This window comes from Streptomyces sp. V3I8 (genome assembly GCF_030817535.1).
GTDB lineage: Bacteria > Actinomycetota > Actinomycetes > Streptomycetales > Streptomycetaceae > Streptomyces.
Window position 1 is genome coordinate 3393322 of sequence record NZ_JAUSZL010000002.1, and the last position, 22888, is coordinate 3416209.

20 protein-coding genes are annotated in these 22888 nt (G+C 73.4%); 7 read left to right on the top strand and 13 right to left on the bottom strand.

Translation table 11 applies throughout. The features are described 5' to 3' along the window. Positions 1–166: 166 nt before the first annotated feature. Positions 167–1402, bottom strand: coding sequence for an amidohydrolase (locus QFZ75_RS14805; RefSeq protein WP_307537213.1), 1236 nt, complete (start codon positions 1400–1402; stop codon positions 167–169). 372 nt (positions 1403–1774) lie between these two features. Between QFZ75_RS14805 and QFZ75_RS14810 the strand changes: the two genes are divergently transcribed. Continuing rightward, positions 1775–2506 (top strand): class I SAM-dependent methyltransferase, encoded by a 732-nt coding sequence (locus QFZ75_RS14810; RefSeq protein WP_307537215.1) that lies wholly within the window; start codon positions 1775–1777, stop codon positions 2504–2506. 79 nt (positions 2507–2585) lie between these two features. Here QFZ75_RS14810 and QFZ75_RS14815 read toward each other — a convergent pair whose 3' ends face one another. The 4 genes from QFZ75_RS14815 to QFZ75_RS14830 all read right to left on the bottom strand — a co-directional run bounded on the left by QFZ75_RS14815 (position 2586) and on the right by QFZ75_RS14830 (position 7591). Next, positions 2586–3800 carry a hypothetical protein gene (locus QFZ75_RS14815; protein ID WP_307537216.1) on the bottom strand — a complete coding sequence of 405 codons (1215 nt, stop codon included), beginning with the start codon at positions 3798–3800 and terminating at the stop codon, positions 2586–2588. 62 nt (positions 3801–3862) lie between these two features. Further along, complete coding sequence (locus QFZ75_RS14820) at positions 3863–4801, bottom strand: N-acetylneuraminate synthase family protein (protein ID WP_307537218.1); 939 nt, start codon at positions 4799–4801, stop codon at positions 3863–3865. A gap of 14 nt (positions 4802–4815) precedes the next feature. Continuing rightward, a complete protein-coding gene (locus QFZ75_RS14825) occupies positions 4816–6120 on the bottom strand; it encodes an N-acylneuraminate cytidylyltransferase (protein WP_307537220.1) in 1305 nt (434 codons plus the stop codon). Positions 6121–6238: 118 nt separating this feature from the next. Next, positions 6239–7591, bottom strand: coding sequence for a DUF6716 putative glycosyltransferase (locus QFZ75_RS14830; RefSeq protein ID WP_307537222.1), 1353 nt, complete (start codon positions 7589–7591; stop codon positions 6239–6241). Between the two features lie 198 nt (positions 7592–7789). On the opposite strand from QFZ75_RS14830, the gene QFZ75_RS14835 reads away from it, so the two are divergent. From QFZ75_RS14835 to QFZ75_RS14845, 3 genes are read left to right on the top strand one after another with little or no spacing between them, the layout of a single operon-like run. Beyond that, positions 7790–8767 carry a glycosyltransferase family 2 protein gene (locus tag QFZ75_RS14835; protein WP_307537223.1) on the top strand — a complete coding sequence of 326 codons (978 nt, stop codon included), beginning with the start codon at positions 7790–7792 and terminating at the stop codon, positions 8765–8767. Further along, positions 8764–10098: a polysialyltransferase family glycosyltransferase gene (locus QFZ75_RS14840; protein ID WP_307537224.1), complete on the top strand. Its 1335-nt coding sequence runs from the start codon at positions 8764–8766 to the stop codon at positions 10096–10098. The genes QFZ75_RS14835 and QFZ75_RS14840 overlap by 4 nt, the downstream gene beginning before the upstream one ends. Next, on the top strand, positions 10095–11273 hold the full coding sequence (locus QFZ75_RS14845) for an acyltransferase (protein WP_307537226.1): 1179 nt from the start codon (positions 10095–10097) through the stop codon (positions 11271–11273). Before QFZ75_RS14840 ends, QFZ75_RS14845 begins: the two co-directional genes overlap by 4 nt. Here the strand turns inward: QFZ75_RS14845 and QFZ75_RS14850 are convergent. Together QFZ75_RS14850 and QFZ75_RS14855 are read right to left on the bottom strand one after the other, a co-directional pair. Continuing rightward, positions 11189–11458, bottom strand: a complete 270-nt coding sequence (locus tag QFZ75_RS14850; RefSeq protein WP_307537227.1) for a hypothetical protein — start codon at positions 11456–11458, stop codon at positions 11189–11191. The genes QFZ75_RS14845 and QFZ75_RS14850 overlap by 85 nt on opposite strands. After that, complete coding sequence (locus QFZ75_RS14855; RefSeq protein WP_307537228.1) at positions 11445–12086, bottom strand: TetR/AcrR family transcriptional regulator C-terminal domain-containing protein; 642 nt, start codon at positions 12084–12086, stop codon at positions 11445–11447. The genes QFZ75_RS14850 and QFZ75_RS14855 overlap by 14 nt, the downstream gene beginning before the upstream one ends. Positions 12087–12149: 63 nt before the next feature. Here QFZ75_RS14855 and QFZ75_RS14860 point away from each other — a divergent pair, with 63 nt between their 5' ends. Then, positions 12150–13724 carry an FAD-dependent monooxygenase gene (locus tag QFZ75_RS14860; protein ID WP_307537229.1) on the top strand — a complete coding sequence of 525 codons (1575 nt, stop codon included), beginning with the start codon at positions 12150–12152 and terminating at the stop codon, positions 13722–13724. Here the strand turns inward: QFZ75_RS14860 and leuE are convergent. After that, positions 13721–14377: a leucine efflux protein LeuE gene (leuE, locus tag QFZ75_RS14865; protein WP_307537230.1), complete on the bottom strand. Its 657-nt coding sequence runs from the start codon at positions 14375–14377 to the stop codon at positions 13721–13723. The genes QFZ75_RS14860 and leuE overlap by 4 nt on opposite strands. A gap of 94 nt (positions 14378–14471) precedes the next feature. On the opposite strand from leuE, the gene QFZ75_RS14870 reads away from it, so the two are divergent. Then, positions 14472–15317: a L,D-transpeptidase family protein gene (locus tag QFZ75_RS14870; protein WP_307537233.1), complete on the top strand. Its 846-nt coding sequence runs from the start codon at positions 14472–14474 to the stop codon at positions 15315–15317. Between the two features lie 134 nt (positions 15318–15451). Here QFZ75_RS14870 and QFZ75_RS14875 read toward each other — a convergent pair whose 3' ends face one another. The 5 genes from QFZ75_RS14875 to QFZ75_RS14895 form a co-directional block, all read right to left on the bottom strand. Next, positions 15452–16669: a hypothetical protein gene (locus QFZ75_RS14875; RefSeq protein WP_307537234.1), complete on the bottom strand. Its 1218-nt coding sequence runs from the start codon at positions 16667–16669 to the stop codon at positions 15452–15454. Next, the gene (locus tag QFZ75_RS14880; protein ID WP_307537236.1) at positions 16669–17343 is read right to left on the bottom strand and encodes an RNA polymerase sigma factor; all 675 of its coding nucleotides are present in this window, start codon (positions 17341–17343) and stop codon (positions 16669–16671) included. Before QFZ75_RS14880 ends, QFZ75_RS14875 begins: the two co-directional genes overlap by 1 nt. Positions 17344–17723: 380 nt before the next feature. After that, positions 17724–18545 (bottom strand): hypothetical protein, encoded by an 822-nt coding sequence (locus tag QFZ75_RS14885; RefSeq protein WP_307537238.1) that lies wholly within the window; start codon positions 18543–18545, stop codon positions 17724–17726. Further along, positions 18542–19132 (bottom strand): RNA polymerase sigma factor, encoded by a 591-nt coding sequence (locus QFZ75_RS14890; protein ID WP_307537240.1) that lies wholly within the window; start codon positions 19130–19132, stop codon positions 18542–18544. Before QFZ75_RS14890 ends, QFZ75_RS14885 begins: the two co-directional genes overlap by 4 nt. 113 nt (positions 19133–19245) lie before the next feature. Beyond that, complete coding sequence (locus QFZ75_RS14895) at positions 19246–19671, bottom strand: hypothetical protein (RefSeq protein ID WP_307544482.1); 426 nt, start codon at positions 19669–19671, stop codon at positions 19246–19248. A gap of 436 nt (positions 19672–20107) precedes the next feature. Here QFZ75_RS14895 and QFZ75_RS14900 point away from each other — a divergent pair, with 436 nt between their 5' ends. Continuing rightward, positions 20108–22861: an FG-GAP-like repeat-containing protein gene (locus tag QFZ75_RS14900; RefSeq protein ID WP_307537242.1), complete on the top strand. Its 2754-nt coding sequence runs from the start codon at positions 20108–20110 to the stop codon at positions 22859–22861. The last annotated feature ends 27 nt before the right edge of the window (positions 22862–22888 follow it).

Sequence of the window (22888 nt, forward strand, 5' to 3'; positions counted from 1 at the left end):
GTAACGCGCGTAGAAGGGGAGGGGAACGGGGTTCATCACTGCCGTTACCGATTCGTGCCGACGGCCCGTTACGAACGTCCGCCGCCGGTTACGTACGAGTGACACAAGCGGACGAAGGGGGACCGGCCGGGCACCCCTTCGCCCCTGCGGACGGTGCGGTCCGGTGTCAGACCGGGGCGTCGAGGAGGGCGGCGGCGGTGAAGAGCTCGACGCCCACCTTGATGGCCGACTCGTCGGCGTCGAAGTCGCCCTGGTGCAGGTCCCGCACGGTCCGCTCGCCCGGTGTGCGCACCCCGAGGCGGGCCATGGCGCCGGGCACCTGCTCCAGGTACCAGGAGAAGTCCTCCCCGCCCAGGCTCTGCTCGGTGTCCTCCACGGAGTGGGCCCCGAGCCGGGCGGTCATCGCGTCGCGCAGCAGGTCGGTCGTGTCCTGTTCGTTGACGACCGGCGGCACCCCGCGTACGTAGTTGATCTCCGACTTGGCCCCGTGCAGCGTGGCGACCTCGTCGACGGCGGCGTGCACCAGGTCGGGGGCGATCCGCCAGGCCGAGAGGTCCAGGCAGCGCACGGTCCCGGAGAGCTCGGCGTGCTGCGGGATCACGTTGCAGGCGTGGCCCGACTCGATGCGGCCCCAGGTCAGGGAGAGGCCGGAGCGCGCGTCGACCCGCCGGGCGACGACCGCCGGCACGTCGACGGCGACCCGGGCGGCGGCGGTGACGAGGTCGGTGGTGAGGTGCGGCCGGGCGGTGTGACCGCCGGGCCCGTCCAGGTGGATCTCGACGCGGTCGCAGGCGGAGGTGATGGGCCCGTACCGCAGGCCGATACGCCCGGCGTCGACCCTCGGGTCGCAGTGGACGGCGACGATCCGCCCGACACCGTCCAGGCCGCCGTTCTTGATGACCTGGGGAGCGCCGCCGGGGAGCACCTCCTCCGCGGGCTGGAAGATCAGGCGGACGGCCCGGTCGAGGAGACCCTTGTCGTGCAGGTCGGCGAGGACGAGGGCGGCACCCAGCACGACGGTGGTGTGCACGTCGTGCCCGCAGGCGTGGGCGCGGTCGGGCACCGTCGAGCGGTACGCGCAGCCCGTCTTCATGTCCGGGATGGGCAGGCCGTCGATGTCCGCGCGCAGGGCCAGCATCGGGAGGGCGGGGTCCGGCACGCCGATGTCGCAGATGAGCCCGGTGCCCGTGTCGAGCACGCGGGGCCGCAGACCGGCCCGCTCCAGCCGCTCCTTGATCGCGGCGGTGGTGCGGAACTCCTGGTTGCCCAGCTCCGGGTGCATGTGCAAGTCACGTCGGAACGCGACGAGTTCGGCGCGCAGCGCTTCGGACAGCTCACCGGCGAGCGGCGCCTGCGCGGACGGGGCTTCCCCGGACGGCGTGGCCTCGGACTCTTCGGACATCAGTTGGTTCACCCTCTGAAGGGTAGGGCGACGCGACGGTCCGACGACCTACGATCAACAAAATTTCAACCCGTTGGGAAAGAAAAATTGACCGCGCGGCGCATGGGAATCGACTGGCTTGGGTAAACTCGCCCGGCTTTTTGGGCCGAAGGACGCCAAGCGGTCTTCCTTGTGGGACAACCGCCGAACAGCGATGCCCATTCCCGGGTCTCCGGGAACAGGCTCTCTACGCATACCACGCATACGGACCCCCGGACGGTTCTGTTCACCTGCCGGACACGGTCCCGTGCCGTACATGGTCCCGGTTCCGGACACGGTCGCGGTGGAGCCCGGCCCGGGCCGCGCGGGGGCCGGGCGCTATGGTCACCGGCCGTGGCCGAACCCGACTTCCTCACGCACGCGCGTGCTTCCTACGACACGGTGGCGGCGGACTACGCGCGGGCCTTCCCCTCCCGGTTCGCCGGGCCGGCCCTGGACCGGGCGCTTCTCGCCGCGTTCGGGGAACTCGTACGGACGCAGGGGCCCGCGTCCTGGGCGGCGGTGCCGGCCGGTTCGGTGGCCTCCCCCATGCCCGCGCCCGCCGCGCCCGTGGCGCCCGTGGCCGACGTCGGCTGCGGGCCCGGGCACGTGACGGCCCACCTGCGCGGTCTCGGTGTGCCGGTGTTCGGCATCGACCTGTCCCCGGCCATGGTGGCCCTGGCCCGCGAGGCGTACCCGGAACTCCGCTTCGAGGTGGGTTCGATGACGGCCCTGGACCTGCCGGACGGCGTGCTGGGCGGTGTCGCGGCGCTCTACTCCACGATCCATGTCCCGGACGACGAACTCCCGATCGTGTTCCGGGAGTTCCACCGGGTGCCGGCCCCCGGCGGGCACGTCCTGCTGGCCTTCCAGACGGGCGCCGGGCACGCCCGCTTCACCGAGCGGTTCGGCCGCGCCGTCACCCTCGACTGCCACTGGCGGCGCCCGGAGACGGTGGCCGGGCTGCTGGCGGAGGCGGGGCTGCCCGAGCGGGCCCGCGTCGAACGGCAGCCGTACGAGGACGAGAAGCTGCCGCGCGCCTTCCTGCTGGCCCGCAAGCCGCCGGTCACCGGGGACTCCGGCTGAGGGGCCGGCCGGGCAGGCCCCCGTGCCCCTGAGGGACCTCTGAGGGACCTCTCAGGGACCCCTGAGGAGCCCCGGATGGTCAGGTGGCGGTGATCGCCGAGAGGCGGTGGGCGTCCCGGGCCGTGTCGGTGACGCCCGAGAGGAAGCCCTGGGCCCGGGGGGAGGCGTTCTCCGTGAGCCAGGCCGGGTCGATGTCGAAGACGGCGACCTTGACGTCCGTACCCGCCAGCGCGAGCGGCAGGGTGTGGACCACCGTCGACGGGAAGCTCAGGATCATGCGGCCGATGGGGCCGCGGCGGGCGATCAGTTCGAGAGGGAGGTCCGGCCGGACGATCTCCAGGCCGGTCTCGACGGCCAGCCGGTGCAGTTTCTCGGGGCTCTCCCGGCGGTGGGCGAAGTAGCGGGTGGCGCCGTAGGTGCGGGCCAGGCCCTGCACCGCCTCCAGGTAGCGGTCGGGGTCGACGACCCCGGTCTCCACCAGGGACGTGCCGACCAGGTCGGCGCCCTTGGTGATGCGGGGCGGGCCGAACCGGGCCCGCGTCCACGCGAAGTCGTTCGCCGTGATGTCGACGCCCTCGGGCGTGTCGGCGATCGGCATGGAGGAGAAGACCTCCACCCGGCGGCCCGCCCCGGGGGTGAGCCGGCGGCGGGCCCGGGCCGAGACCGGTGCGAAGACCAGGTCCCGGGCCCCGGGGCGCCCGCCGCGCCGGTGCCAGCGCACCAGGCGTTCACCGCGCGCCAGCTGGGAGACGAACTCCATCGTCGCGGTCCCGTCGTCCACGACGACCAGGTCGCGGGCGCGGGTGATGGTCAGCAGCAACTGCACGTACCGCGAGAAGGGGTCGCCCATCACGATGCGCCGGGCCCTGCGCAGCAGGGGCGCGAGCCCGCCGACCGTGTGGAAGGGAGCGGTCGTGCCGCCCCTCGCCTCCTCCCACCGCACTTCGTAGCCCTCGTCCCGGGCCAGCTCGGCCATGCGGCGCAGCTGCCCGCGGGTCATCGGGTCGGTGGGCGACAGGACGACCAGGGTGAGCCCGCTGCCGTCCTCGGGGGTTCCGGCGTCGCCGGACGTGTCCGGCCGGCCGGAGCGGCCGAACCTGCCGGTCGTGCCGGGCCGGCCGGCCCCCAGCTCCGGGCCCGGGGGTCCGGAGGTCTCGCCCGTGCTCCTGGCGGCGGCCGCCTTCAGGGCGTGCGCGTGCGCCCACTCCAGGACGTTCAGGAGCTGCACCGGGCTTTCGACGAAAGCCAGCGTGGCGGGTGACTGGGGGCCGGTGGACCCGGCGCGGGGACTCATCGACGTACGACCGTCGCTTCCCTGGAATCGGAAGGGTGGGAGCCGGAAGGGGTGGCGGTGGTTCAGACCGCGACGGGCTCGCCGGCGGCCGCGGCGATCTCGGCCTCCGCGACGACGCCCGACACGCGGCGCAGCTTCTTCATCGGGCCCAGCTCGGACTCGTAGACCTTCTTGACGCCGTCGCCGAGGGAGGCCTCGATGGTGCGGATGTCGCGCACCAGGCGGGTCAGGCCCTGCGGCTCGACGGAGGCGGCCTGGTCGGAGCCCCACATCGCGCGGTCCAGGGTGATGTGGCGCTCGACGAAGGCGGCGCCGAGGGCGACGGCGGCGAGCGTGGTCTGCAGGCCGGTCTCGTGGCCGGAGTAGCCGATCGGCACGTTCGGGTACTCGGCCTGCAGGGTGTTGATGACGCGGAGGTTGAGCTCCTCGGCCTGCGCCGGGTACGTCGACGTGGCGTGGCACATCAGGATGTTCTCGCTGCCGAGGACCTCGACCGCGTGGCGGATCTGCTTCGGCGTCGACATGCCGGTGGAGAGGATGACCGTGCGGCCGGTGGCGCGCAGCGAGCGCAGCAGCTCGTCGTCGGTCAGCGAGGCGGAGGCGACCTTGTGGGCCGGGACGTCGAACTTCTCCAGGAAGGCGACGGCCTCGGTGTCCCACGGCGAGGCGAACCAGTCGATGTTCTTCGACTTGGCGTACTCGTCGATCTTGCGGTAGTCGTCCTCGCCGAACTCCACGCGGTGGCGGTAGTCGATGTAGGTCATCCGGCCCCAGGGGGTGTCGCGCTCGATGTCCCACTGGTCGCGCGGGGTGCAGATCTCCGGGGTGCGCTTCTGGAACTTCACGGCGTCGCAGCCGGCCTCGGCGGCCGCGTCGATCAGCTTGAAGGCGTTCTCGAGCTCGCCGTTGTGGTTGATGCCGATCTCGCCGACGACGTAGACGGGGTGGCCGGGGCCGGCGGTCTTCGAACCGAAGGTGCGCAGACGGGAGTTGGTGCTCATGGTGGAGACGTTCCTTACTTGTCGAGGGAGTCGAGAGAGGGGCCGAGGATCCAGCTGGCGATCTCTCGGATCGCGCCGTCGCCACCGGGGACGGTGGTGACCGCGCGCGCGGCGCCGCGTACGACGTCGTGGGCGCTCGCGACCGCCACGGGCCAGCCCACGAGGGCGAAGCACGGGAGGTCGTTGACGTCGTTGCCGACGTAGAGCACGCGCTCGGGCGCGATGCCCTGTTCCTCGCACCACTGCTTCAGCGCGAGGTCCTTGCGGTCGATGCCGTGCAGCACGGGGATCCTGAGCTTGCGTGCGCGGGCGGCGACGACCGGGTTCTGCTCCGTGGAGAGGATCAGCATCGACAGGCCGCTCCTGCGCAGGGCCGCGATGCCGAGTCCGTCGCCGCGGTGCACGGAGACGAACTCCTTTCCGTCGGAGTCGATCAGCACCCTGTCGTCGGTCTGGGTGCCGTCGAAGTCGAGGACGACCGCGTCGATGTCGGCCGCGGTCGGAAGGGTGCCGGGCCTGTTCGCGTCGAAGAGCGGCGCGAGGGCCCGGGCACGGGCGAGGTCGTGCGGGTCGTCGATCTCCAGGACCCGCGCGGGGTCGGTGCGGACGAGTTCCGTCCGCCCGAAGAAGCGGTGCTTGTGCTCGCGCAGGCCGGCCGCGTCCATGGCGTACGCGGCGCCGGTCTCCAGGAGGTCCTGGGGGCGGTCCTGGCGGCGCGGCCGGAAGGACTTGTCGTGGTTGACCCCGTAACCGCCGTCCGTGGCGGTGGCGGTGGCGCCGGCGACGGCCGTGCCGCCGCCCACGGACCGGATGGCCCCGGTGTCCACCGCGGCCGGGTCGTCGTCGGCGTCGCGCCAGACGAACCCGTGGAAGGGCGCCACGGTCAGCGCGGTGTCCGCGCCGTTCTCCACGACCGCGCCCGCCACCGCGTCGATGTCCTCGCGGACGATGAAGGGGCTGGTGCACTGCACGAGGAGCACGGCGTCGACGGCGGAGCCGTGCAGCGCCTCGTGGGCGGCCATGGCGTGCAGGACGGCCGCCTCGGAGGTCGCCGTGTCGCCGGCGATGGCGGCGGGCCGCAGCACGACCTCGGCGCCGGCCTGCCGGGCGGCGGCGGCGATCGCCTGGTCGTCGGTGGAGACCACGACGTCCGTCACGAGCCGGGCCGCCCGGCACTCGCGCACCGCGCGGGCGACCAGTGGTATGCCCCCGACGGGGAGCAGGTTCTTGGCGGGAACGCCCTTGGACCCGCCCCGCGCCGGGATCACCGCGAGCACACGCGGCACGGACGTGAGCCGCCCCGCTTCCGAGATGGTCATTGGCTGTACTCCTTGATGAGGGGCTGGCGTACGGCGCCCCGAAGGGGGCGCGGGGAACTGCGCGCCCGGCCACGGCGCACCCGCAGGTCCGAAACGGCATCCGCCGCGGAGCGAACCGTCACAGCTCCCCCATCCGCCGGATGACCGGGGCCACCCGCTGCACCCCGTGCCGGTAGGCACCGCGGGCCGCCCGCCGCACGATCTGCCGGACGGGCCCCGGCTCCCGGTCCGCGTCGGGCGCCCCCGGCAGCGGGCTGCCGTCCGGCGCGAGGTGGTGGCGGGCGAGGATGCCGGGCAGGTAGCCGGGCGCGGTGGCGGGCGTGTAGTAGGGGGCGAGGGCGGGCAGCGGCTCGCCCGCGAGCAGCTCGGCGATGCGCTCGCGGGCCGCGTCGAAGGCCGTCGCGTACGAGCCGCCCTCCGCGGCAGAACCGCCGGCGGCGACGCCCTGCCGGGCGACCCACCGCTCGTCGGGCGCCGGGACGTGCCCGTCGTCCAGCCGGTCCCAGGAGGCGAGGCAGCCGGAGCCGACGAAGTGGTGGTTGCCGAGCGACTCGCGCACCCCGAGGTCGGTGAGGACCACGGTGGGGATGCGGCGGTGCAGCGACTCCAGCGCCGCCGTGGAGCTGACGGTGACCAGGAGGTCCGTACGGTCGAGGACCTCGCCCATGTGGCCGTACACGAGGCGGAAGTTGGCGGGCGGGCCGCCCGGGATCCGCTCCGCGAGGCGCTGGTAGGGCTGCTCCTCGATGTGCGTGGTGTGCTCGCCGGGCCTGGACCGCAGCTTCAGCAGGACCTCGCGCTCCGGGTGCAGCCTGGCGTGCCGGACGAGCCGGTTCAGCAGGTACGTACGGTCCTTGCGGCTCTCCGGCACGGAGGGCTGCGCGGCGAAGACGACCGTGTACGGGTCGTGCTTCTCGTACGGGTCGCCGCCGAGGAACGGCAGCGCGACCTCGGTCACCGAGGAGGCGTCGGCGCCCACTCCCTCGTACACGGCGGTGAACCGGTCCGCGTCCTGGCGGGAGTTGGCGAGGACGAGGTCCGCGCCGTGCCGCAGGAGCAGCCCGTCGGCGAGCTTCTCGTAGACGACGCCGACGTAGCCGGTGACGACCACGGGCCGCTTCGTGCGTCCCGTCGCCGCGCTCTCCCGCCACTGGTGGGAGAGCCCGTGCAGCATCGCCTGGACGCCGCCGCCCACCAGGGAGAGCACGAGGACGTCGTACGCGGCGTCCTCGCGGGCCATCTCGCGCAGGAACTCCACGGCGGTGACCTCCCGCAGGGAGTCCGCGCGGACGCCGACCTCGTCGAGCTGGCGGGCGGTCGGGGTGGCACGGCCCCTCAGGAGGTAGCCGTCGAGCGTGATGTCCGCATCGGCCGGTGCGATGCGGTTCGCGGTGAGCGCGCCCCATTTCCACCGGGTGTCGGAATCGGCGAGGACGGCCACTCGCAGGGGTTTCGCGGTACTTGCTGGCACACCGAAGACGCTAGGAAGCTATTTCGATCCCCGGCCCAACCGGAATACAACAAAGGGTTAACAGCACATCGCCGAATGGCGTCACGGCCCCCGATCCGTCCGCAATAAGGTCTGGTTCACCATTCCGCCACGCGTCGTTCACCTGGTATCCCACCACCGGTCGAGACGAATGCCGGGGCGCCGCCTAACGTCACACGGGTGGTCAAGCTCTCCGTCATCGTGCCGTTCTACAACGTGCAGCAATATGCGCCCGACACCCTGAGGAGTCTGCGTGCCAACGCACGTGACGACTTCGAGTTCATCCTCGTCGACGACTGCTCCCGCGACGGGACGCCGGACATCCTCGCGCGCGCGGAGCGCGAGCTCCCGGGCGCGGTGCACGTCCGACACGAGAAGAACGGAGGGCTGGCCACCGCGCGCAACACAGGGATCGACGCGGCGCGTGGCGAGTACCTCACGTTCCTCGACGGGGACGACTGGCTCGCCCCCGGCTACTACGGTCAACTGCTCGCCTCCATCGAGGGCTTGGGCTGCGACTTCGTGCGCACGGACCATGTCCAGTGCACCGCGCGGGCTCGCAGCGTCCACCGCGTGCCGTACGGCAGACGCGGTGTCGTGCTGGATCCGCGCGAGGCGATCCTGCCCGCCGACCGCTCCACGTCCGTCGACTACGCGTACGCGTGGGCCGGCATCTACCACCGCCGGCTGGCCGACCGGGGCCTGCTGCACTTCACCGACGGACTGCGCACGGCCGAGGACCGGCCGTGGATCTGGAAGCTGCACCGGGAGGCGGAGTCGTTCGCCACGGTGGGGCTGCTCGGTGTGTTCTACCGGCGCGGTGTCGCCTCCTCACTGACGCAGATCGGTGACGTACGGCAGCTGGATTTCATTCGGGCGTTCGACCAGGTGATAAGCGAAACCGCGCAGGACCGGGACGCCGATAAACTCCTGCCGAAAGCCGTGCGGACCTACTGTGCAATTATTTCCCATCACCTGGGATCCATCGAAAGGTTCGAGCCGGCCGTGGCACGGAAACTGAAGTCGATGAGTGCCGTCGCACTGCGGCGTATGCCGCAGGACGTCCTCGACGACGCCCTCGACTCCATGGACCTGCAGCGCGCGACGCGGCTGCGCCGGCTGCGCCGCCGTCCCGCGGCGGCGGGGGTGTCCGCGTGAGCACCCAGATCTTCATGGCGTCGACGCTGTACGGCACGGCGACGCTCGCCGCGGCCGTCGACGCCGGCTGCTTCCGCCCCGCGGACCGCCGCGTGCTGCTCGTCTCCAACAACTCCGCGACGCCCGAGACGACACCCGGCGTCGACGAGATGCCCGGCTTCACGCAACTGCGCGGCCGGTTCGACGACGTGGTCTCGTGGAACGAGACCATCTCCCCGTTCCACCCGGGCGGCTGGGCCCCGCGGCCCGACGACGTACCCCTGTGGGAGCGGCACCTGCGGCTCGCCTGGGGGCTCGGCGACGACGACGTGGAACTGGTCGTCGAGTCGATCCAGGTGAACCCGGCGCTCGGTGTGACGCAGATCTTCACGGGCGCCCCCGTCACCGTCTACGCGGACGGCCTGATGAGTTACGGCCCCACCCGCAGCAAGATCGACCCGCTGGTCGGCACCCGCATCGACCGCCTGCTCCACCTCGACCTGGTGCCGGGGCTCACCCCGCTGCTGCTCACGGAGTTCGGCGTCGGGCCGGAGATCGTGCCCACGGCCGCCTTCACCGACGTCCTCGCGCAACTCGTCAGGACGGGCGACGAACTGCCCGCCGTCGACGAACCGGCCCTGCTGCTCGGCCAGTACCTCTCCGCCCTCGGCATCCTCACCGCCGAGGAGGAGGAGGACCTGCACGTCCGGATGCTCCAGGGCGCCGTCGCGCTCGGCCACGAGCGCCTGGTGTTCAAGCCGCACCCCAGCGCGCCGGCCCGCTGGTCGCGCGCCCTGGAGAAGGAGGCCGGGCGGATCGGCGCCGACCTCACGGTGCTCGACACCCCGGTCCTCGCCGAGGTGCTCTACCAGCGGATGCGTCCCGCGCTGGTGGTCGGCTGCTTCTCCACCGCGCTGCTCACCGCCTCCGCGCTGTACGGCCTGCCCGTCGCCCGCATCGGCACGGAGCCGCTCCTCGAACGCCTCACCCCGTACGAGAACAGCAACCGCGTCCCGGTCACGATCGTGGACGCCCTGCTGCCCGAGCTCACCGACCGCGCGGCGGTCGCCGGGCAGCGCCCGGGCATGGGCCCGGACGAACTGGGCGAGCTGGTACGGGCCGTGGGCTTCGCGATGCAGCCCAAGATCTACCCGGACAGCCGGCCGGACGCCGAGCGCTACCTGACGCGCCGTCTGGACGCGGACACCTGGCGGTACTTCAAGCGGCGGCGCCTCACCTCGCTGGGCCTCCCCGGCGCGGTGCCGGCCCAGCTCGCCTTCATCCCGCGCAACGCGACCGTACGGCGGGTGGCCAAGCGCGCCCGGTCCTTCAAGAGGGCGACGCTCGGATGAGCACCGTGAACTCGCCGCCCGCCCCCGCGTCCTGCGCCGGGACCGAGGCCGGCGACAGTCCACCCGTCCCGCCCCGGATACTCCCGCCGAAGCGCGTACCGCGGCTGCGCGCGCTCGACGGGCTCCGGCTGATCGCCGCGCTGATGGTCGCCGCGTACCACTACGGCGGCCGGGGCGGCGAGGTGACCGGGGCCTGGGGCAGCTCGGCGCGGCTGCAGTTCCCCACGCTGCACACGTGGTTCGCGTACGGCTGTCTGGGCGTGCAGGTCTTCTTCGTGATCAGCGGCTTCGTGATCTGCATGAGCGGCTGGGGGCGGACCCTGCGCTCGTTCTTCGCCTCGCGGGCCTCACGGCTGCTGCCGTCGTACTGGGCGGCGGTCGTCCTCGTCACGGCCGTCTTCGCACTGCCCGTGGTCGCGTACGAGGCCGTCTCGCCCAGCGACGCGCTGGTGAACCTCACGCTCATGCAGCAGCCGCTCGGCGCCGACCGGGTGCTCGGGGTCTGCTGGACGCTGTGGGCGGAGGTCCGCTTCTACGCGCTGTTCGCGCTGTGCGTCGTCCTGCCGGGGGCGACCCGGCAGCGCGTGATCCTGTTCTGCGCGGGCTGGACGCTCGCAGCGGCGATCGCGCAGGCCGCGCACGAACCGCTGCTCGACCTGGTCCTGATGCCCCAGTACGCGCCGTTCTTCATCGGCGGCATCGGCCTCTACCTGGTCCACCGCGACCGGCGGGACGCGTACGCCTGGGGCGTCGTGGGCGTCAGCTGGCTGATCGGCCAGCACTACGCGGTGGCGGAGCTGTGGCACGCGCCGGATCCGCGGTTCTTCTCGTACCGGACCTCGGCCGGGATCATCCTCGTCGTCACGCTCGGCTTCCTGGCGGTCGCCGCGATCGCGCTGGGCCGGCTGAACCGGGCCGACTGGCCCTGGCTGACGGTGGCCGGGGCGCTGACGTACCCCTTCTACCTGGTCCACGAGCACCTGGGCTGGGTCGCCATCAGGGCCTACCACCAGGGCCTGGGCATCCCGTCGTACGCGACGGCGCCGCTCACGGTGGTGACGATGCTGGTCCTGGCGTGGCTGCTGAACCACTACGTGGAGGACCGGCTGGCCCCCCGGCTGCGCTCGGCGCTGTCCCGTCCGCGCGAGGCGTCCCCGGCGTCGCCCACGCGCTGAACCTCCGCCAGGATCTCCCCGAGCGCGTCGCCGGCCTCCTCGACGAGGCCGGCGAGTTCGGACATCCGCCGCGCCAGCTCGGCCCGAGCGGCGGGGTCGGGCACGAACCCGGCCAGCGGGTCGGCCGGGTGGGCCGGGTGGGCCGGGTGGGCCGGGTCCGGGCGGTCCGGTTCAGCCGATGCCATAGCGGGCCCCGATTCCGGTCAGCAGCAGCATGAGGCCTTCCTCGTAGTTCTCGTCGTAGCCCTCGAAGATCGTGGTGCCCGCGGCCGCCGACAGGGGGAAGTCCGCGAGCATCCGCGCGCGGGCGGCCACGTCGAACCCCTCGCGGCGCTCCCCCGGCAGCGGATACACGCCCTGCTCCTCGGTGACGAAGCCCAGGGTGTACAGGTACACGGTGGTGAAGGCGTGCACCGCCTGCCGCAGTGTGAAACCGGCGTCCACCAGGGCGCGCAGGTTCTCCTCCATCTGCACGGCGTGCTCGGTGCCGGTGAAGCGGGAGCCGCTGAACACCTTGGCCCCGTCGCGGTAGCCCAGCAGCGCCGTGCGCAGGCCCCGGTTGGCCAGGACCAGGCGCTCGCGCCAGTCCGCGTCCGGCGGGATCGAGGTGCCGGCGATCATCCGCCGGTACATGAGCGTCGCCATCTCGTCCAGCAGCGCCTGCTTGTCCTTGAAGTGCCAGTAGAGGGCCGGCGCCTTGACGTCCAGCTCCCGGGCGATGGCCCGCAGGCTGAGCCCTTCGAGGCCGACCTCGTTCAGCAGACGCAACGCCGTGTCGGCCACCAGCGCTCGGTCGATCTTCCCCACAGCCACGCTCGCACCCTATCCGGCGGTCCCCCCTTGACAACTTAACGCCGTTAAGTACATCCTCGACCCATGGAACTTAACAGCGTTAAGGAACCGGTCGGCGTCCTGGTCGTGGGCGCCGGACCCACCGGACTCGCCCTCGCGCTCGACCTCGCCCGGCACGGGGTGCGCGCCCTCGTCGTGGAGCGGTCCGCCGCCCTCTTCCCGGGCTCGCGGGGCAAGGGCATCCAGCCGCGCACGCAGGAGGTCTTCGACGACTTCGGCGTACTGGACGCGCTGCGGGCGAGCGGCGGCCAGTACCCCGTCGGCATGATCTGGAAGGACGGCCGACGGCAGGGCGAGCACCGGATGTTCGACGAGGTGGCGGCGACGGAGGCCGAACCGTACGCGGGCAGCGCGCTGATGGTGCCGCAGTGGCGGACGCAGGAGATCCTGTTCGCCCGGCTGGAGGAGCTGGGCGGGAGCGTCGCCTTCGGCCGGGAACTGGCGGGTCTCGTCCAGGACGCCGACGGCGTGACGGCGACCTTCACGGACGGCGCCCCCGTGCGCGCCCGCTACGCCGTCGCCGCGGACGGCGGCCGCTCCGCGGTCCGGCGCGCCCTCGGCATCGGCATGACCGGCGAGACGGTGGACCCGGCCCCGGCCCTGGTCGCGGACATCCGCGTCACCGGACTCGACCGCGACAACTGGCACTTCTTCCCGCCCACCGACGGCGCGGGCGGAGGCGCGGGCGGCGGAGGCGGAGGCGGCACGGGCGGCAGCGGAGGCGGTCACGCCGGCCTCCTCGCGATCTGCCCCCTCCCCCGCACCGAGGACTTCCAGCTGATGGCCGGCTTCGCGGATCCGGCCGCCGAGCCGGACCTGTCCCTCGACGGCATCCGCAAGCTGGTCGCCACCCGGACCCATCTCACCGAGGACGACGTGACCGAGGTCCGCTGGGCCTCCGACTTCCGGCCGCGCGCCGCGCTGGCGGACCGCTTCCGGCAGGGCCGGGTGTTCCTGGCGGGCGACGCGGCCCACATCCACTCACCGGCCGGCGGCCAGGGCCTCAACACCAGCGTCCAGGACGCCTACAACCTGGCCTGGAAGTTCGCGGCCGTACTGCGCGGGAACGCCCCGGCCGCCCTCCTCGACTCGTACGAGGAGGAGCGGCGGCCCGTCGCCGCGCAGATGCTGGGCCTGTCCACCGGCGTGCACCGCGGCGAGGTCCGGCGCGGGGCGGCCACCCAGCAGCTCGGCCTCGGCTACCGGGGCTCCCCGCTCACGGTGGAGACGCGCACCGACCTGCCGGAGGAGGCCCTGCGTGCGGGCGACCGCGCGCCGGACGGCATCCGCGGCGGCGTCCGCCTCTTCGACGCCTTCCGGGGCCCGCACTGGACGCTGCTCGCGGTCGGCACGGACACCGGGGTGCCGGACCTCCCCGGCGCCCGCACGGTCCGCGTTCCCGCGTACGAGGCGTACGGGGCCGGGCTGTTCCTCGTCCGGCCCGACGGGTACGTGGGCTGGGCGGGCGGGTCCGCCCGAGAACTCGCGCGGTACGCGGCACTCGTGGGCCTCGCGCTCCCCGGCCCCGCCGGGAACTCCGCCCGGACCGAGGAGGCCAGGGGCCGGACCGGGAGCGGACCCGGAGCGGACCGGGGCTAGACCGAGGAGGCCAGGGACAGTTTGACGGCGAAGCCCAGGAAGAGCGCGCCGGCGGCGGAGGTGGCTCCCGCGGAGAGCCGCCGGCGCCGCCGGAAGGCCGCCGCCAGCCTCGTCCCGCCGAATATCAGCGCGCTCAGGTAGAGGAAGCTCGCCAGCTGGGCGAAGACGCCGAGCACGACGAAGGACAGGGCCGGGTACGCGTATCCGGGATCCACGAACTGCACGAAGAAGGCGACGAAGAACAGGATCGCCTTCGGGTTGAACAGACTGATGACCAGCGCCCGCCGGAAGGGCCGCTCCTCCGCGACGGCCGGGGCGGCGGCCTGCGCGGCCTCGTCCCGCTCGCCCCGGGTCCGCCACATCTGCCACGCGGCCCGCAGCATCCCGAACGCCAGCCAGGTCAGGTATCCGGCGCCCACGTACTTGACGATCCCGAACAGCAGGGAGTTGGCCTGCAGCAGCGACGCGACACCGGCCGCCGACAGGGTCATCAGCACGGCGTCGCCGCACCAGACGCCCGCGGAGGCCCGGTACCCGGTCCTGATGCCCCGGCGCGCGGCGACGGACAGCACATAGAGCGAATTCGGTCCCGGCAGCAGCACGATCAGCACGAGACCCACGAGATAGGTGGGGAGGTCGGTCACACCAAGCATGGGAAGCAGTGTCGCACTCGGGTACGACACAATGCCGCGTGGTTCGCGATCGGGTCCGTGGGGGAACCAGTCCGGTGAGTGGCGGGGAGTTCGGATGCGTACAACGGGCATGAGGATGTCGGTCGCGGCGACGACCGCGGTGGCGGCGGTGGCCGCGCTCGCGGCCATGAGCGGCTGCACCATCCAGACCGCCGACCAGGCGGGCAGGTCACCGGCCGGTACGTCGTCGGTTCCGGCCGGCCGCTCCCCCGCCGGCCCCGACGACGCGAAGCCCTCGAAGCGGCCGGAGCCCGCCGGGCAGCCGGCGTCCAGAATCCTGTGGTCGTCGGGCGACCGGGGCGCGGAGGTACGGGAGCTGCAGGCCCGGCTGCGTCAGGTCCAGTGGCTCTACCAGGGACCGACGGGCACGTACGACGCCTCGACGACCGCCGCGGTACGGGGCTTCCAGGGCAAACGGGGCCTGCCGCAGACCGGCTCGACGGACTCGGTGACCTGGCGGCGGCTGCTCGGGATGACCCGCGAACCGGGCAAGTGGGACCTGTACGCGTCGGGCGGCCAGCCGGCCGCGCGGCCGGACCCGCGCTGCATGACGGGCCGGGTGATGTGCATCAGCAAGACCAGCCGCACCCTGCGCTGGATGATCGACGGCCGTACGGTCTCGACGATGGAGGTGCGCTTCGGCACGGAGTACACCCCCACCCGGGAGGGCGTCTTCGACGTCTACTTCAAGTCGCGCCATCACGTGTCGACGCTCTACGACTCACCCATGCCGTACGCGATGTTCTTCAGCGGCGGCCAGGCGGTCCACTACTCCGAGAACTTCGCGGCGACGGGCTACTACGGAGGCTCGCACGGCTGCGTGAACGTCCGCGACAAGGGAAAGATCTCGGCACTGTTCTCGCAGGTGAGGAACGGTGACAAGGTCGTCGTCTACTGGTGACGCGCCCTCGGCGGGAGAGGTGAGCGGGCGCGGGCGGGACCGGGGGAACGTGTCCCGCCCGCGCCTGTGTGCACCGAGCCGTGGGTACGGGGGGAACCCCGGCTCGTGCGCCAGCCGATGACCAGTCGGCTCGTTCAGTACTGCGTCGGGACGGCTGAAAACGTCACACCCGCCCGGTGCCCCCGGCCGCCCTGATCCTCCTGGCCGCCCCGGTCACCCTTGAACGTGCCCGGACCCGTGTGGCCGCGGTCGCCGCCGCGGTCCTTGCCGTCGCCCCCGGCGCCGGCCCCGGCACCGCCGCCGGCGCCCCCGCCCTGGCCGTCCTGGCCGCCGTCGCCGTTCCTGCCGTCGCCGTCCTCGCTTCGGCCGCCGCGCCCGGACCCGACGCCGCTCCAGTCGTCGTCGGAGCCCTTGCGGTCCCCGTTCTTCAGCAGGCCCTTGCAGTACTCGTCGACCTGGGCGGCGCCGTGGGCCGCGTCCTCCAGGGTGCGTCTGCGCCCCGGGGCGAGGTCCTCGCCGTCGCGGTGGTCGCGGCAGGCGGCGGCGAGCCCGGCCGACCGCTGACCCGGCCGGCCGGCCCGTCCGGAGTCCTCGGAGCCGGGCTGCGTGCCCGTGCCCGGGTCCGTGTCGTCCTCCGCCCCTGCGCTCGGGGCCGCGCCCCCGGCCGTCGGCGCGCCGGCGCCGCCGGACCGCGGGTCGTCGCCGTCGGTCCCGGCGGGGGACGGGGTGCGCGACGGACGGTCCGGGGTGACGGCCGCCGTCGCGGAGGCGCCGGATTCCGGTTCCTCGCCGCCGAAGGCGAGGACACCGGCGGTCGCGGCCGCGGCGACCCCGCCGATCATCCCGGCGGCGAGCGCCGCGGCGAGGCCGTATCGCACCGGGCGGCCCCAGAGCGACGGGACGCGGCGCTCCCGGCCGGGGCCGCCGAGCCGGACCAGGCCCGCGTCCAGGGAGGTGCCCGGTGCCGGGGTCCGGGGGAGGGCGACGGTGTTCGTACGGGCGTGCGGTCCACGGTCCGGCTGCCCGGTCCGCCCGTACTGTCCCGCCCGGCCCGCCTGTCCGGTCGGCTCGGCCTGCCCTGCCGCCTTGCCGTCCCGGCCGGTGCGCGCGGTGCGGAAGGCGGCCAACGCAGCCTCCTCACCGGGGAGTTCGGTATCGGCGGACGGGGTGCCTGCGGTCGTCGCGATCAGGGCGTCGAATGCTCCGGAGAGCCGGTCGGCCTGGGCGCGGACGCCTGCGTCGGCGGTTTCGAGCGGCTCTCCGCGCAGCAGTCGTTCCGCGGTGTCGCGGTCCAGCCACCGGCCGGGGGCCCGGGGACCGTCCCCCGGGAAGACGCAGCGCTCGTCGGCCATCACATGTCCTTCTGCGTCCGCGACGGCGTACGCGTCACACCGGCGGACGTCACCGCGCGGGTACGCGGCTCTTCGTGCGAGGGTCGCTGCGGGGGGACCGAACTCAGCGAGCCCGCAGATTCCGGATCCGCGCCGAGCAGCTCCGCGAGGCGTTTGAGACCGCGGTGCGCCGCCGTGCGGACGGCGCCGGGCCGTTTGCCGAGGGTGTCCGCGGCGGTCTTCGCGTCGAGGCCGACGACGACGCGCAGCACGACGGCCTCCGCCTGGTCCTGCGGGAGCTGGGCGATGAGGGAGAGGGTGCGGCCGGTGGCGAGGGCCTCGATGGCCTCGCCCGCGGTGTCGGACTCGGCCGCCCTGCCGGTGAGTTCGGTCTCGTCGCCGCCTATGGCGGGGCGCCGGCCGCGCATGCGGATGTGGTCGAGCGCGCGGTTGCGGGCTATCCGGGCCGCCCACCCGCGGAACCGGTCCGCGTCCCCGCTGAACCGCTCCAGGTCCCGGGCTATCTGCAGCCAGGCCTCGGACGTCACGTCCTCGGCGTCCGGATCGCCGACCAGTGTCCTCACGTACCCCAGGAGCCGTGGATGCACGGCTCGGTACACAGTCCGGAACGCGGTCTCGTCCCCGTACTGTGCGGCAAGCACCGCGGCGGTCAGCTCCGCGTCGTCCCCCAGCACCGCGCCCCTTATTGCGCCCAGCCGGCGCCGCTCTCGCGGACCGGGCCCTCTGCGTCGTGGCCTCTCGATCGGTCGATCGACGGTTGCGGTCCTGCCCCGCATCCGGCGCGAAATGCACGTTACGGCTTGAAACCGGGGCGCGTCCACGTCCGTACAATGTGCAACTAACTCGTTGCGGCGTGGGTGTGACACAAAACGCACCGTCGGCGCTGAGGAGAGTACGGGCCGCCGCGCGGCCCGTGCCGCGCGACGGCCGGGGCCTCTCCTGTGGGGGGTGGCGGCTCCGGCCGTTGCCATCGGCGGCCGTTGCCATCGGCGCGAGCGCCCGCCCCGCGGTTTTGGCCGCCTGTGCTCCGGGCGCTCCTCCCGCTCGCCGCGTCCTACGTGTTCTTCGGGTCCTTCGTGGCTCCCTTGCCGCCGGAGGACTTCGAAACTTTGGCCGGTTTACTCGGCTTGATGTCGCCGGTGTCCTTCTTCTCCTTCTTCTCCTTTTCCTTCTTCTCCTTCTTCTCCGTCGAGCCGTTCGACGCCTTCGCCTTCTTGGGCTCCTTCGACTTCTTGGCCTTCTTGGGCTCCTTCAACTGAGCGGCGCAGTAGGCCTCGACGTCGTCCGCGCCGCCCGCGGCCCGGATCAGGCGCTGCCAGGCGGCCGGGTCGAGGACCTTGCCGTTCTTCCCGGCGGACTCGTACGCGCGGCAGTGCGCCTCGGTGTCCTGCGCGGCGGCGGGGCGGTCGGAGGAACCGCCGGGACCGCCGGTGGTTCCCGGCGCGGACGGGCCGGGCGTACCGGTACCGGCGCCGGGGCGGGGACCGGCCGGGGCGCTGCTCGACGGCCGGGGCCGGTCCCGCCCGGCCCCCTCGTGGTGTGCCCCCATGCCCGGGATGCCCGGGCCGATGGCCGCGAAGGCCACCCCGCCGAGCGCCGCGCCCGCCGCCAGTGCGACCAGCGTCGTCCGCACCGGCCACCCGCGGCGCCGCTCCCCGGCGGGCCGCCAGTCGTCCCGCCGCCGCGTCCGGACCGCCCCGTGCGTTCCCCGGTCCCGCGCCCGCCGGAACGCGGCGAGCGCCCGTTCCTCGGCTCCGGGGTCCACCGCGCCGTCGCGCACGGCGCCGGCGAGCAGTGCGGCGAGGCGGGAGCCGTCGTCCTGCTGTCCACCCATGTCCGAGTCCGCCTCGCCGGCCGAGCGCCGCTCGTCCTTCATCCCGACTCCCCCGGCGTCCTGGGCACGTCATCCGTCACAGCATCGGCCCCGAGGTGCCGGGCCAGGCGCTTGAGGCCCCGGTGGGCGGCGGTGCGTACCGCGCCGGGGCGTTTGCCGAGGACACGCGCGGCCGTGGGACCGTCGAGGCCCACGACGACCCGCAGCAGCACGGCCTCCGCCTGGTCGCGCGGCAGGCCCGCCAGCAGTTCCAGGGCGCGGTCCGTCCCGAGGGACTCCAGGGCCTGGTCCTCCGTGCTGTGCGCGGCGGGCAGGCCGAGCAGGTCCTGTTCGACCCCGGAGGCCCGCGGCCGCACCTTCTGCCGCCGCAGGTGGTCGAGGGCCCGGTGCCGGGCGATGGTCGCGGTCCAGCCGCGGAACCCCGCCCCGTCACCGCGGAACCGTCCCAGGTCCCGGGCCACCTCCAGCCAGGTGTCCGAGGCCACGTCCTCCGCCTCGGCGCCGACCAGCCCCCGCAGGTACCCGAGGAGTCCCGGCTGCACGATCCGGTAGGCGACCGCGAAGGCCGCCTCGTCCCCCTGCTGCGCCCGCGCGACGGCCGCGCCCAGGTCCCCGTCGGACGACCGCACGCGACGGGACCCCCCTTCCCTGGCCGACCCGAATGCGCACTCCCGGTGCCGCGACGGACACCACGAGTGATCACACGCCTTCAAGGTCATCTGCGCCTGACGGTGCGGAAACGTCACAGCCCGTCAGGCGTGCCGTCCGTCCGCGCGCATCCGGGGAGCCCGCTCCGCGCCCGCCCGTGCAGTTGGAGGTAGAGGGTGCGTAACGACTCCCGCTCCCCCGCCTCGAACCGCTTCACGACCTTGCCCAGCGGGTTCCACACCCGCCCGTCCGGCATCCGTACGCCCACCGGCTGCCCGAACAACTCCCGCTGCCCCTGGTCGAACTCGACCCACGCCGCGCCGGCCCGCCGCACCAGCACCTCCCCCGCGTACACCCCGAGTCCGAACAGCACGTGTCCCACGGCCGTGCGGTCCCGGCCGCTCCTGCGCAGCCCGTCGACGATGAAGTCGACGACGCGCAGGCTCGCGACGGAGTAGTCCAGCGGCAGCCGGCTGCGCGCCGTGACGTCCCGTACGAACTGTGCCGCGTGCTGCCGCATCCGCAGGTCCGCCGACAGCCCGCGGACCGCGCGCGGGCGCTTTTCCGGCTCCGCGTCCGGTTCCGCGTCCGACTTCGCGCTCGTCCTTCCCACCGCTCACGCCCCCTTGCCCGGTCACGTCCGGCCGCCAGAGCCACGGCCGCTCCGCAACACCAAGCGGACGGACCGTCCCGGACATCACACGTCGGCACAGTGACAAAGGTCATGCGGGACAACACCGGAACCCGTACAACCATTCGCCCCCGCGAAGCGTCTTGTCCTGGTTGGGGTGATGTACCGCACACCTGTGTCGGGTGATGTTCGGCGCGGACATGACGCTGAATGAGAAGCCACCCCTGTGCCGGGTGGGTTTTTTGTTGAGGTCTTTCCAGTTGAGGTCTTTCTAGGGGTGGGGTATTTGAGTCGCCGGACGACCCATGCGTACAAACCGCTGAGCATGAAGCGGCGGGCGTGGCTGACGATCGGGGCCGTGGTCCTGGGCGGGGCGGGCGCCGTGACGTACGCCGTCGCGAACCCGAGTGACGGTCCGTCGGCCGACGCCGCGCGCACCAAGCGGTCCGTGAAGGTGCACGAGCTCACGATGGAGAGCGCCGGCACCGGCCGCCGCGAGGTCGGGCGGACGAGCACGCGGCAGTTCTCGCTGCTCGGCATCTCCTGGACCGGAGCGAAGACCGAACTCGACGGCACCGCCCAGGTCCGGACCCGGGCCCTCGGCACGGGCGGGTGGACCGGCTGGCAGAACCTGGACCTGGAACCGCACCCGGTCGACCAGGCGGAGCCGGGCGCGGAGGAGGCGCGCGGCGCGTCCGATCCGCTGTGGGTCGGCCCGAGCGACGGTGTCGAGGCCCGGGTCGTGGCCGCGGGGGGCGCCTCTTCCGGGCTGCCCGAGGGACTCGAACTCGCCCTCGTGGACCCGGGCGTGACCTCGGCCGAGGCGAGGAACAAGGCGCTGGGCACGTCCGCGGGCACCCCCACGGCCGCGGCTGCCTCCACGGCTGCCTCCCTGACCAACGCCGCCTTCGTCGCCGAGGACCCGACCGGCTCCGCGCAACCGGCGGATCCGACGGGCGCGGCCCCCGACTCCCCCTCCCCGGCCGCGCCGGAGCCGACGAGCGCCGGGCCGGCGAGCAGCGCTCCGGCGGAGCCGGCGGGCAGCACCCCGGCGAGCGCGCCGGAGAGCACCCCGGCCTCCCCGACGCCCGCCCCGGTGCCGTCCCCGCCGCCGTCCACCGTGACGCAGCCCGTGATCGTCCCCCGCGCCCAGTGGGGCGCCGACGAGTCGACGGTCAAGGACCCGCCGGAGTACGTCGAGAAGGTCAGCGCGGTCTTCGTGCACCACACGGTCGGCACGAACGACTACAGCTGCGCCGAGTCCCCGGCGCTGGTGCGCGGCATCATGGCGTACCACGTGCAGGCCGAGCAGTGGAACGACATCGGCTACAACTTCCTGGTCGACAAGTGCGGCCGGGTCTTCGAGGGCCGCGGGGGCGGCATCGACCTGCCGGTGCGCGGTGCCCACACGTACGGCTTCAACGGCGACTCGGCCGGCATCGCCGTCCTCGGCGACTTCGAGGGCGCCGCGGCGACCGCCACCACCCCGGCGAAGGCCGCGGGCAGGCCGACCCGGGCCGCCCTGGAGTCCGTGGCGCGGGTCGCCGCGTGGAAGCTCGGCCAGTACGGCGGCGACCCGAGCGGCAAGGTCACGCTGACCGCCGCCGCCGACACCGGCGTGTGGAAGGCGGGCGAGCAGGCCACGCTGAACACCGTCTCCGGCCACCGCGACGGCTTCGCCACCGAGTGCCCCGGCAAGAACCTGTACGCGAAGCTCGGCGAGATCCGCCGGTACGCCTCCAGCCCGGCCAGGAACTCCGCAGTCCCGACCGCCGACTTCAACGGTGACGGCATCAGCGATCTCGTCGCCGGCACGCCCGAGCAGGGCAGCGGCTGGCTCACCCTCGTGCCCGGCGGTCTGAACGGCCCCGTGTCCGCCGCCAGGGTGAAGCTCAACCAGGGCACCGCCAACGTGCCCGGAGCCGCCGAGTCCGGCGACCGGTGGGGCGCGGCCACGGCCGTGGGCGACATCAACGGCGACGGCTACGCGGACATCGCGATCGGCGCCCCCGGCGAGGACGACACGACCGGTCACAAGGACCGCGGCGCGGTGACGATCCTGTACGGCCCGAAGTTCGACCTCGGCGCCGACACCATGGCGCTGGGCGACGACTACGAGCCGGCCGGCGCGCGGTTCGGCGCGACGGTCGCGGTCGGCGACTTCAACGCCGACGGCAAGGCGGACGTCTTCACGGCGGCCACCGGCACGGGCGGCAACTGGGCGGCCCGGTTCGACGACGGCCACGAGGTCGCCGGCGACCTCACCTCCGCCGACGGCGCCCTCTCCTACGCGGACGCCGCCACCGGCGACTTCAACCGGGACGGCTACGCGGACGTGGCGCTCACGTACCTCGACCAGTCCGGCGCCGGCAAGGTGACCTGGTTCAAGGGCTCCAGGTCCCTCGGCCTGGCGAAGGTGTCCACGCTCTCCGTGAAGGGCGGCCGTTCCCTCGCCGCGGGCGACGTCAACGGCAACGGCTACGACGACATCGTCATCGGCCAGCCGTACACCGCCGAGTCCGGCGCCAAGGCGGGCGGCCAGGTCACGGTGGTGCCGGGCACCTCCACCGGCTTCACCACCACCGGGATGACGACGGTCCACCAGGGCACCGCGGGCGTCGAGGGCGCCGCCGAGTCGGGCGACGCGATGGGCTGGTCGGTCTCGACCGGCGACTTCAACGCCGACGGTTACGCGGACGTCCTCACCGGCGCCCCGAACGAGGACATCACCCGCAGCGGCGCCAACAGGGCCGACGCGGGCGCGGTCTGGCTGCTCAAGGGCGCCTCGGCCGGTCTCACGGGCACCGGCTCGCTCTCCTTCTCCCAGGACACGGCCGGTGTGCCGGGCTCCACCGAGAAGAACGACCGGCTCGGCACCTCCGTCTCGCTGACGGACGTCTCCGGGCACGGCCGGGCGCACCTGCTCATCGGCGCCGAGGGCGAGGACGCGTACAACGGCACGCTCCTCCACCTGCCGAGCACGGCCTCGGGCGTCTCCGTCGCCGGCTCGGCGTACTACGGCGTCACCCAGCTGGGCACGGCGACGGGGGCACGGCTGGGGCAGGTCCTGACCCCGTAGGCACCCGTACCGCGCACGGCATGCGGA